General features: G+C 63.2%; 1 protein-coding gene (running past one end of the window). It reads left to right on the forward strand.

Features of this window, described 5'->3' with window-relative positions:
- Positions 1–56: 56 nt before the first annotated feature.
- Positions 57–12,858, forward strand: the 5' portion of a protein-coding gene (locus L8H52_RS12660) for a non-ribosomal peptide synthetase (protein ID WP_242207320.1). It continues 218 nt past the right edge of the window; the window shows 12,802 of its 13,020 coding nt (coding positions 1–12,802); its start codon is at positions 57–59; its stop codon lies beyond the right edge, outside the window.

The raw sequence follows: 12,858 nt of genomic DNA on the forward strand, positions 1-12,858 counted from the left end.
CTGCACGGACTCGCTGCTGCGCGCTCCTTTTTTCCGTATTTACAGCAGGTTACCTCATGCATTTCAGCGAACTGATGGCTGTTATTTCCACCCATGCGATCCGCCTTCAACAGGAAGATGAAGACCTGATCATTCTGGGCAGCGACGACGCGCTGGATGACGCGTTGTGGGACAGCCTCTCGGCGCACAAGGCGCAACTGCTGGAACTGGTTGCAGAACACGGCGGCGACTGGCTGAGCCCGGCCTTTCGCATCACCCCGGACATGCTGCCGCTGGTGAAGCTGAATCAGGACACGCTTGACCGCATCGTCGCCACCGTGCCGGGCGGCGCGGCCAATGTGCAGGACATTTATCCGCTGTCCGCATTGCAGGAGGGCATGCTCTATCACCACCTCTCTGCTACTGCTGGCGACCCTTACATTTCGCAGGCGCGCTTCGTGTTCGACAGCCAGCAACGGCTGGACGCGTTTGCCGACGCGCTGCGCTGGGTAATCAAGCGCCACGACATTCTGCGCACGTCGTTCGTCTGGGAATACCTCGATGAAGCCGTACAAGTGGTCTGGCGCGAGGCGCCGCTGGTGTGTGAGCAAGTCAGCGTCGACAGCGCTGCCGACGTGCTCACGCAACTGCTCGAACGTCACGACCCGCAGCACTTTCGTCTGGACATGCAGCAAGCGCCGCTGCTGCGCATGGTCTATGCGCAGGATCCCGCCCAGGGCCGAGTCGTTGCGCTGTTGCTGTTTCATCACATGATCATGGATCACGTCGCACTGGATGTACTGCGTCGGGAAATCCAGGCCTGTCTGCTCGGGCAGACCGCGCAAGTGCCTGCGGCGGTGCCGTATCGCGATCACTTGGCCAAGGCGCGCAGTGCCGGTAATGAGCAGGCGCAGGAAGCGTTTTTCCGCGACATGCTCGCCGATATCGACGAGCCGACGCTGCCGTGTGGTTTGCAAGATGTGCAGGGTGACGGCCACGCCATCGAGGAAGCCTCGCGGATGCTCGACAGCCGCTTGAGCCGGCAGTTGCGCGAGCAGGCGCGGCAGCTCGGCGTGAGTGTCGCGAGCCTGACGCATCTGGCCTTGGCGCGGGTGTTGGGGCAATTGTCCGGGCGCACGGCGGTGGTGTTCGGCACTGTGCTGCTGGGGCGGATGGATGCGGGCGAGGGTGGCGAGCAAGCGCTGGGCATGTTCATCAATACCTTGCCGCTGCGCGTTGATGTCGGCGCGCAAAACGTGCGCGCGGGTGTACGGGCGACCCATCAGCGCCTGACTGCGTTGCTGGCGCATGAGCAAGCTTCGCTGGCGTTGGCACAACGCTGCAGCGCCGTCGCGGTGCCGACGCCGCTGTTCAGCGCGATCCTCAACTACCGGCACAGCAGCGTCGAAGAAGTCGCGGACGTGGTCGACATTGCCCCCGGTGTGCAGGTGCTCGGCGCCCGCGAGCGCACCAACTATCCGTTGACCATAAATATCGATGACCTCGGCGCAGACTTGCGCATCACCGCGCTGGCGGATGCAGCGCTGGGTGCCGAGCGCATGGCCGCGTACCTGAACACGGCGCTGGAGAGTCTGCTCGCGGCGCTGCAAACCAGCGCCGATGTGCCGCTGCAAACGCTGCAAATCCTCCCGGCCAGCGAACGTGAACAGCTGCTGCGCGGCGTCAATTTGCCGCTGGCGCAGTTCCCTGAAACCCCGATGATCCATCAGCAATTCGAAGCCCACGCGCAGGCTCGACCTGACGCCACGGCGTTGATTTTCGAGGGGCAGACGCTCAGCTACGGCGAGCTCAACCGCCGCGCCAATCAGCTCGCCCATCATCTGCTGGCCCTCAACATCCGCCCCGATGACCGCGTGGCCATCTGCGTCGAGCGTGGCCCACAGATGATCATTGGCCTGCTCGGCGTGCTCAAGGCTGGCGCCGGCTACGTGCCGATCGATCCGGCCTATCCGCTCGACAGAATCAGTTTCACCTTGCAGGACAGCGCCCCGGCAGCGCTGCTGATGCAAGCGGCAACGCGTAATCGCGTGGCTGATCTCGACGTGCCGCAAATTGACCTCGGCAGCGCTCACCTCAAGGCCGAACTCGACAGCAATCCGCAAATTCCCGAGCTGACCCCGGCGCATCTTGCCTATGTCATCTACACCTCCGGTTCCACCGGTTTGCCCAAAGGCGTGATGGTCGAGCATCGCAACGTGACGCGGCTGTTTTCTGCTACTCATGACTGGTTCCAGTTCAATCAGCAGGACACCTGGGCGCTGTTCCATTCCTTCGCGTTCGATTTCTCTGTGTGGGAAATCTGGGGCGCGCTGGCCTTCGGCGGGCAATTGTTGCTGGTCCCGCAAGCCGTCAGCCGCGCGCCGGACGACTGCTATGCATTGCTTTGCGAAACAGGTGTCACCGTGCTCAACCAGACGCCGAGCGCCTTCCGCCAATTGGTCGCCGCACAGGGCCGCAGTCCGTTGCAGCACTCGTTGCGGGAAGTGATTTTCGGCGGTGAAGCCTTGGAGCCGGGCCTGCTCAAACCGTGGTATGCACGGGTCGGCAACGCCGGTACACGGCTGGTCAACATGTACGGCATTACCGAAACCACCGTGCACGTGACCTATCGACCGCTGCAAGCCGCCGACGCGCAGTTGGTCGGCGTCAGCCCGATAGGCGTGCGCATTCCCGACCTGCAACTGTATGTCCTCGATGCGCAGCGCGAACCGGTTCCGGTTGGCGTGATCGGCGAGTTGTACGTCGGCGGCGCCGGGGTGGCGCGCGGTTATCTGAATCGCGAAGCGCTGACGGCCGAGCGTTTTATCAATGATCCGTTTGGCGCAAACGCCGAGGCGCGTTTGTATAAAACCGGCGACCTTGCGCGTTGGGCGGCGGACGGCAGCCTCGAATACCTCGGCCGCAACGACGATCAGGTGAAAATTCGCGGCTTCCGTATTGAACTGGGTGAGATCGAGGCGCGGCTGTCTACTTGCGAAGGCGTGCGTGAAGCCGTGGTGATTGCTCGCGAAGACAGCCCCGGTGATAAGCGTCTGGTTGCCTACTGGCTGGCTGACGCCGGCGCCGCGCCGGATGTGGCGCAATTACGTGAGCATCTGCTGGCGGTGCTGGCTGATTACATGGTGCCGAGCGCCTTCGTGCGTCTGGACACTTTGCCGCTGACCACCAATGGCAAGCTCGACCGCAAAGCCTTGCCGGCGCCGGACAGCGAGGCCTTCGCCCATCGTGGCTTCGAAGCACCGGTCGGTGCCGTGGAAAACCTGATTGCCGAACTCTGGCAGACCTTGCTCGGTGTCGAGCAAGTCGGTCGCCACGACAATTTCTTCGAACTCGGTGGTCATTCGTTACTGGCGGTGAAGCTGATCGAGCGCATGCGTCAACAGGATTTGCATTGTGATGTGCGCGTGCTGTTCGGTCAGCCAAGTGTGGCAGCGCTGGCGGCGACCTTGAGCAGCGAACGCGTCATCGTCGTGCCGGACAATCTGATCGAGGCGGGTTGCTCGCGCATTACCCCGGCCATGCTGCCGCTGGCCGATCTCGATCAGGCCGCGATCGACCGTGTCGTTGCAATTGTGCCGGGCGGCGTCGCCAATGTGCAGGACATCTATGGGCTGGCGCCGTTGCAGGCGGGGATTCTCTATCACCACTTGGCAACCAGCGCTGGTGACCCGTATGTGTTGCAGGCGCAATTCGCCTTCGACGGTCTGGCACAGATCAAAACCTTCGTCCGCGCCTTGAACGGCGTGATCGCGCGCCATGACATTCTGCGCACTGGCATCGTCTGGGAAGGGCTTGAGGAGGCGGTGCAAGTGGTCTGGCGCGAGGCGCCACTGGCGCTGGAACGCGTCGATGCCGATGAACTCGACGGCGATGTACTGGAACAGATGCAGGCGCGTTTCGATCCACGCCACTATCGCCTGGACCTCAATCGCGCGCCGCTGATGCGCTTTGTCTATACCGAAGATCAGCCAAACCAGCGCTGGGTCGGCATTCTTCTGCTGCACCATATCGTCCTCGATCACACCGCACTGGACGTACTGGTCGCGGAAATGAACGACGTCATGCGCGGCGTCAGCAGTGATCTGCCGCCGCCGGTGCAGTACCGCCAATTTGTCGCGCAGGCGCGGCTCGGCGCCGATGATCAGGCCCACGAAGCGTTCTTCCGCGAGATGCTCGCTGACATCGACGAACCCACCGTGGCCTTCGGTTTACAAGACGTGCACGGCGACGGCAGCGACATTCTCGACAGTCATTCCGAGTTGGACGCCGGCCTCGGCGAACGTCTGCGCGAGCAGGCGCGGCGCCTGGGTGTCAGTGTGGCCAGTCTGGTGCATCAGGCCTGGGCGCAGGTGTTGGCGCAGGTGTCCGGCCAGCAGGACGTGGTGTTCGGCACGGTATTGCTCGGGCGCATGCAGGGCGGAGAGGGTGCTGATCGGGCGTTGGGTATGTTCATCAACACCTTGCCGCTGCGCGTCAGTGTCGGGGCAGATTCGGTAGAAAGCGGCGTGCGTGCCACCCATGCACGTCTGGCGCAGTTGCTCGGCCATGAGCAAGCTTCGTTGGCGTTGGCCCAGCGTTGCAGTGGCGTCGCCGGGTCGCAGGCGCTGTTCAGCACCTTGCTCAACTACCGCCACAGTGCGCCGGAGTCGGCCGCTGTCACGTGGGACGGCGTGCAGATTCTCAGCTCCCGCGAGCGCAGTAACTATCCGTTGGTGGTCAGTGTCGACGACCTCGGCGACGGGTTCCGCCTGAACGTGCAAGCGGTGCCGCAAGTGGACGGTGCGCGGGTCTGCGATTTCTTGCAAACCGCGTTGCACAGCCTGGTCACGGCACTTGAGTACACGCCAACGGCGCCGTTGCAGCAACTGTCGATCGTGTCGCCAAGCGAGCGGCAACGCGTGCTGGTCGGCTTCAATATCAGCGCTCGTGAATACCCGCCCGCGCAAACCGTACCGCGTCTCTTCGAAGCACAAGTGGCGGCGCATCCCGAGGCGCTGGCGGTGGTGCAGGGCGAGCAACAGCTCAGCTACCGCGAACTGAATCAGCGCGCCAATCGCCTCGCCCATCACTTGATCGGTCTCGGCGTGCAAGTCGACGACCGTGTTGCGCTGTGCCTGCGTCGCGGGCCGGACATGCTCGTTGCGCTGCTGGCGATTCTCAAGGCCGGCGCGGGTTATGTGCCGATTGATCCTGAATACCCGGCTGAACGCATCGCCTACCTGTTGCAGGACAGCGACCCGATCGCGGTGTTGGCGCAGGCCTCGACGCGTGACTTGCTTGGCAGGGTGCCGGTGATCGATCTGGACGCCAGCGACTGGCAGCACTTGCCGGACAACAACCCGGCACTGTCGAGGCTGACCCCGGCGAATCTGGCCTACGTGATCTACACCTCGGGTTCCACCGGGCAGCCGAAAGGCGTGATGGTCGAGCACCGCACTCTGGAAAACCTCGTGCACTGGCACGCCGACGCTTTTGATCTGCACGCAGGCAGCCACACCGCCAGCGTTGCCGGTTGCGGTTTCGATGCCATGGCCTGGGAAGTCTGGCCGGCGTTGTGCGTCGGCGCGACCGTGCACCTGCCACCGTCATCGATCAACAACGAACATCTTGATGAACTGCTCGAGTGGTGGCGCGCGCAGCCGTTGCAGGTGAGCTTTCTGCCAACCCCAGTGGCCGAATATGCCTTCAGTCGCGGGCTGGGCCATCCGACCCTGCGCACGTTGCTGATCGGTGGCGACAAGTTGCGTCAGTTCCCACGGGATCAGACGTTCGCCGTGATCAATAACTACGGCCCGACCGAAGCCACGGTGGTGGCGACGTCCGGGCGTATCGAACCCGGGCGGGTTTTGCACATTGGCCGGCCGATCGCCAATGCGCGGGTTTATCTGCTGGATCGCCAGCAACAGCCAGTGCCGACTGGCGTGCAGGGCGAGTTGTATGTCGCTGGCGCCGGGGTTGCACGCGGCTATCTGAATCGACCGGAACTGACCGCAGCACAGTTCCTCGACGATCCCTTCAGCGACGAACCGCACGCGCGGATGTACCGCACCGGCGACCTCGCGCGTTGGCTGGACGACGGCCATATCGAATACCTGGGGCGCAACGATGATCAGGTGAAGCTGCGCGGCGTGCGCATCGAGCTCGGCGAAATCGAAGCGGCGTTGAGCGCCCACGACAAGATCCGCGAATGCGTAGTGCTGGTGCGTGACGGACGCTTGGTCGCGTGGTTCACCGCAATCGAGTCTGTCGAGATTGCTGATTTGCACCAGTATCTGCAAGCGCGACTGCCGGACACCCTGGTGCCGGCCGCCTATGTGCGCCTGGATAGCCTGCCGCTGACCGCCCACGGCAAACTCGACCGCAAGGCCTTGCCCGAACCGGATCAGCACGCTTGGCTCAGCCGTGAATATGAAGCGCCGCAAGGCCCGGTCGAGATCGCGTTGGCACAGATTTGGGCCGACGTACTCAACATCGAACAGATCGGCCGTCACGACAATTTCTTCGAACTCGGTGGCCATTCGCTGTTGGCGGTGAGCCTGATCGAGCGCATGCGTCAAGCCGGTTTAAGCGCCGATGTGCGCGTGCTGTTCAACCAGCCGAGCCTGGCCGCGCTAGCGCGAGCCTTGGGCAGTGGCCGGGAAGTCGACGTGCCGGCCAATCTGATTCCAGCCGATTGCACGTACATCACCCCGGATATGCTGACCCTGTCCACACTGGATCAGGCCAGTATCGATCGTATCGTCGCCACGGTACCGGGCGGCGCCGCGAATGTGCAGGATATCTATCCGTTGGCACCGTTGCAGGAAGGCATTCTTTATCACCACCTCAGTGCTGAGCAGGGTGATCCGTATCTGCTGCAATCACGTCTGGCCTTCGACAGCCTCGAGCGTTTACAAACCTTCGCCACGCATTTGCAGCAGGTCATCGCCCGTCACGACATTCTGCGCACCAGCGTGGTCTGGGAAGGATTGCCGAGCCCGCAGCAAGTGGTCTGGCGCGAGGCGCAGATGGTCGTACAGCAAGTGCCGCTTGATGTGCAGGACGGCGACATTCTTGAGCAGTTGCACGCGCGTTTCGATGCGAGGCATTTCCGACTCGACCTCAATCAGGCTCCGCTGATCCGCATGGTCTACGCCGAAGATCCGGCGCAACAGCAAGTCGTCGCCATCGTGCTGTTCCATCACTCGATTCTCGACCACACCGCCATGGACGTGATCGGTCGGGAAATGCACGCGCTGATGTTCAAACAACTCGACACGCTGACGCCGCCGATGCCGTACCGCAACTACGTGGCGCAGGCGCGCTTGGGCGCCGATGCGCAGGAACATGAGGCATTCTTCCGCGAGATGCTCGGCGATATCGATGAGCCGACCTTGCCCTTCGGTCTGCAGGATGTTCAGGGCGACGGACGCGGCATCGAAGAAGCACTGCAAGCGGTCGATGCCGCGCTCAATTTGCGCCTGCGTGAACAGGCGCGGCAGTTGGGTGTCAGCCCGGCGAGTCTGATGCACATGGCCTGGGCGCAGGTCTTGGGCGTGGTCTCCGGGCGCCGCGATGTGGTGTTCGGCACGGTGTTGATGGGGCGCATGCAGGGCGGTGAGGGTGCCGACCGCACCCTCGGGGTGTTTATCAATACCTTGCCGTTGCGCGTTGATCTCGCTGAAGGCGTGCGTGCCGGGGTGAAAACTACCCATGCGCGGCTGACGGCGCTGCTCGGACATGAACATGCGTCGCTGGCGCTGGCCCAGCGCTGCACTGCCATGGCCGGTTCTGCACCGCTGTTCAGCGCGCTGCTCAACTATCGACACAGCGCCGCCGCACAACAGCCGCGCGACAACCAGGGTATCTGGCAGGGCGTGCGCATGCTGGGCGGCGAGGAGCGCAGCAATTATCCGCTGACCTTGTCGGTGGATGATCTGGGCGAAGGCTTTGCCCTTGATGTGCTGGCAGTCGCCGAGATCGGTGCGCAACGGATCTGCAGTTACATGCACACCGCGCTCGAACATCTGGTGACGGCACTGGAAGAAGCACCGCAACGTCCGCTCAATCGTTTGCCGGTGCTTTCGGTGGCTGAATACGAACACTTGCTGGTCGGTTTCAATCAGCACTCAGCGGCTTATCCGCGTGGCGCGACGATTCAGCGCTTGGTCGAGGCGCGGGCCGAGCAGCAGCCGGACGCTCTGGCGGTGGTTCAAGGCGCGCAGCAACTGACTTACGCGCAACTCAATCTGCGCGCCAATCGCCTGGCCCATCACTTGCTCGGGCTCGGCGTGCAGCCCGATGACCGCATCGCCGTGTGCCTGCGCCGCAGCCCGGACATGCTCGTCGCGTTGCTGGCGATCCTTAAGGCCGGCGCCGGTTATGTGCCGGTCGATCCGGCGTACCCGGCGGAACGCATTGCTTATCTGCTGCAGGACAGCGCGCCGATGGCGGTGCTGGCGCAAGCTGCGACGGCTGATTTGCTCGGCGCCGTGCCGCTGATCGATCTGGACCATCCCACCTGGCAGCACTTGTCCGAGAGCAATCCGCAATTGCCGGCGCTGACCCCGGCGCATCTGGCCTACGTGATTTACACATCCGGCTCAACCGGCCAGCCGAAAGGCGTGATGGTCGAACACGCAACACTGGAAAACCTTGTGCACTGGCACTGCGAGGCCTTTGATCTGCGCGCTGGCAGCCACACGTCGAGTGTCGCCGGCTTCGGTTTCGATGCGATGGCGTGGGAAGTCTGGCCGGCGTTGTGTGCCGGCGCGACCTTGCATCTGCCGCCGCAAACGGTGAGCAACGAACACCTCGATGAATTGCTGGAATGGTGGCGGGCGCAGCCGTTGCAGGTGAGTTTCCTGCCGACGCCGGTGGCCGAATATGCGTTCAGTCGCGACCTCGGCCACCCGACTTTGCGCACGCTGTTGATCGGTGGCGACAAACTGCGCCAGTTCCCGCGCGAGCAGACCTTCGCGGTGATCAATAACTATGGCCCGACCGAAGCCACGGTGGTTGCCACCTCCGGCGCGGTCGAGGCCGGGCAGGTGCTGCACATTGGCCGGCCGATGGCCAACGCGAAGATTTACTTGCTTGACGACCAGCAGCGCCCGGTACCAATCGGCGTCGCGGGCGAGTTGTATGTCGGCGGCGCCGGTGTGGCGCGCGGCTATCTGCATCGCCCCGAACTGACTGCCGAGCGCTTCCTCGACGACCCGTTCAGCGACGAACCGCAGGCGCGCATGTACCGCACCGGCGACCTCGCGCGCTGGCTGGCTGACGGCACAATCGAGTATCTGGGACGCAACGATGATCAGGTCAAACTGCGCGGTGTGCGCATCGAATTGGGCGAAATCGAAGCGGCGTTGAGTGCTCACGAGGCTGTGCAGGATTGCGTGGTGCTGGTGCGCGACGGCCAGTTGCTGGCGTGGTTTACCGAACGCCTGAACGTCGACATCGAGGATTTGCGCCGTCATCTGCAAGCGCAATTGCCGCAAGCCCTGGTGCCCGCCGCTTACGTGCGCCTGCCAGCACTGCCGCTGACCGCCAACGGCAAACTCGACCGCAAGGCTTTGCCAGAGCCGGATCAAACGGCGTGGCTGAACCGCGAATACGCCGCGCCACAAGGTTCGGTGGAAATTGCGTTGGCGCAGATCTGGTCGGACGTCTTGAACGTTGAACAGGTCGGGCGCCACGACAACTTCTTCGAACTGGGCGGGCATTCATTGCTGGCGGTGACGCTGATCGAACGCATGCGTCAGGTCGATCTGAGCACGGATGTGCGTGTGCTGTTCAGCCAACCGACCCTGGCCGCATTGGCGGCGGCGGTGGGCAGTGGTCGCGAGGTTGCAGTCCCGGACAACCTGATTGCGGCCGATTGCACGCACATCACCCCGGACATGCTGCCGCTGGTGCAACTGGATCAGGCCAGCATCGAACGCATCGTCGCCACGGTGCCGGGTGGCGCGGCCAATGTGCAGGACATTTATCCGCTGGCGCCGCTGCAGGAAGGCATTCTTTATCACCACCTCAGCGCCGTGCAGGGCGATCCATACCTGCTGCAATCGTGTCTGGCATTCGACAGTCTCGAGCGTTTCCACGCGTTCGCGGTGGCGCTGCGTCAGGTCATGACGCGCCACGACATCCTGCGCACCTCCATCGTCTGGCAAGGGCTTGCGGCGCCGGTGCAAGTGGTCTGGCGGCGTGCGGAGCTGCCGGTACAGGCCGTGGCGCTGGAGCCCGCGCAGGGAGAGACCATCGAACAGCTGCGGGCGCGCTTCGATGCGCGGCACTGGCGTCTGGAGCTGGATCAGGCACCACTGATGCGTCTGGTGTATGCCCTCGACCCGGACAATCAGCGCGTGGTTGCCATGCTGTTGTTCCACCACATCGCCATGGACCACACCGCGCTGGCGGTGGTCAGCGCAGAAATGCAGGCGATTTTGCAGGGCGATGAGCGCCTGCCGGTGGCCGCAGTGCCATACCGCAATTATGTCGCGCAGACCCGCCTCGGCGTCAGCGAACAAGAGCACGAGGTGTTCTTCCGCGAGATGCTCGGCGACATCGACGAACCGACGCTACCGTTTGGCTTACAGGATGTGCATGGCGACGGTAATGACATCGAGGAAGCCTGCCAGCCGCTGCCTGCCGTGGTGGCGCAGGGTCTGCGCAGTCAGGCGCGCTTGCTCGGTGTCAGCGTCGCCAGCCTGTTCCATCTCGCCTGGGCGCGGGTGCTGGCGGCAACGTCCGGTCAGGAACGCGTGGTCTTTGGCACCGTGTTACTCGGGCGCATGCAGGGCGGCGCGGGCGCGGATCGCGGCTTGGGCATGTTCATCAACACTTTGCCATTGCGTGTCGATGTCGACGAAACCACCGTGCGCGCCGGGGTCAAGGCGACCCATGCGCGGCTCAGTGCACTGATGGCCCACGAACATGCTTCGCTGGCGCTGGCCCAGCGTTGCAGCGGTATCGCGGCGCCGTCGCCACTGTTCAGCGCGATGCTCAATTACCGGCATAGCGACAGTGACGCTCAGCAAAATACCAAGCGTGAGGCCTGGCAAGGCATCGAATCGCTGGCCGGCGAGGAACGGACCAATTACCCGTTGACCCTCAACGTCGATGATCTGGGCAACGGCTTCCAACTGACAGTGATGACCCCGGCGCGCATCGGCGCGGCACGCGTCGGCCAGTTCATGCAAAACGCGCTGCTTGCACTGGTTGCAGCGCTGCAACAAACACCCCTGCAACCGTTGAACCGCTTGACGGTGTTGCCGGAGGAGGAGGAGCGGCAGGCGTTGTTGTTCGGCCTCAACGACACCAACGTCGATTACGATTTGCAGCAGACGCTGCATGGCTTGTTCGAGGCGCAGGTGCGGCGTACGCCACAGGCTGTCGCCGTCGTCGCTGGCGAACAGGCATTGAGCTACACGCAGCTGAACGAACGCGCCAATCGCTTGGCCCGGCACTTGATCAGCCTTGGCGTGCAAGTGGATTCGCGGGTGTCGATCTGCGTCGAACGCAGCCTGGAAATGGTCATCGGTCTGCTGGCGATCAACAAGGCCGGCGCTGGTTATGTGCCACTCGATCCGGCTTATCCGCCAGAGCGCCTGGCCTACATGCTCGAGGACAGCGCGCCGGCCGTGGTGCTGGTGCACGGGGCGACCCGAGCGCTGTTGGGGGACATCTCGGAAGCGATGGTCGATCTCGACCAGAGCACTTGGCAATCCTTGTCCGCCGACAATCCGCAAATCCCGGCGCTGACGCCTCAGCACAGCGCTTACGTGATCTACACCTCGGGCTCGACCGGCCAACCGAAAGGCGTGGTCAACGAGCATGCCGGGGTGGTCAACCGCTTGCTGTGGATGCAGGACGCCTATCGCCTGAGCGCTGCCGATTCGGTGTTGCAGAAAACCCCGTTCAGCTTCGACGTGTCGGTGTGGGAATTCTTCTGGCCACTGATGACCGGCGCGCGACTGGTCATGGCGCGGCCAGACGGACACAAGGATCCGCAATACCTCACTGAAGTGATCGAAACCGAAAACATCACCACGCTGCACTTTGTGCCGTCGATGCTCGACGTGTTCCTCGCCAACAGCGACACCACACGCTGCGACAGCGTGCGTCGGGTGATGTGCAGCGGTGAAGCGTTGCCGGGCAGTCTGGTGCGACGTTTCAAACTTCAGTTAACGGGCTGCGAGTTGCATAACCTCTACGGCCCGACTGAAGCCGCCGTCGATGTCACCGCGTGGAACTGCGCCGGGCCTGTCGAGCAGACCCCGGACAACACGCCGATCGGCAAACCGATCGCCAACACCCGCCTGTACATCCTCGATGCGCAGCAGCAACCGGTGCCGCAAGGCGTGATCGGCGAGTTGTACATCGCCGGTGTGCAGGTGGCGCGCGGTTATCTGAACCGACCTGAGCTGAATGCCGAGCGCTTCCTCGACGATCCATTCCAGGCCAACGGGCGGATGTATCGCACCGGTGACGTCGCCCGCTATCTGGCGGATGGCAACATCGAATATCTGGGGCGCAACGATGATCAGGTGAAAATTCGCGGTCTGCGCATTGAACTGGGCGAAATTCAGGCGCGGCTTGCCCGGATCGAAGGTGTGCAGGAGGCCGTGGTGGTCGCCCGTGAAGAAGTGCCCGGCGACAAGCGGCTGGTCGCGTATTACACCGGTGAACGCCTGGAAATCGACGTGCTGCGCGCCCAACTGCTGGGAAATTTGCCGGACTACATGGTGCCTGCGGTGTTCGTACATCTCGACGCTTTGCCGCTGAGCCCCAACGGCAAACTCGACCGCAAGGCGTTGCCGGCGCCTGATCAGCAAGCGCTGAAAACACGCGAATACGAAGCACCGGTCGGCGACGTCG

This window comes from Pseudomonas sp. CROZ-RG-20F-R04-15 (assembly GCF_022662375.1).
GTDB lineage: Bacteria > Pseudomonadota > Gammaproteobacteria > Pseudomonadales > Pseudomonadaceae > Aquipseudomonas.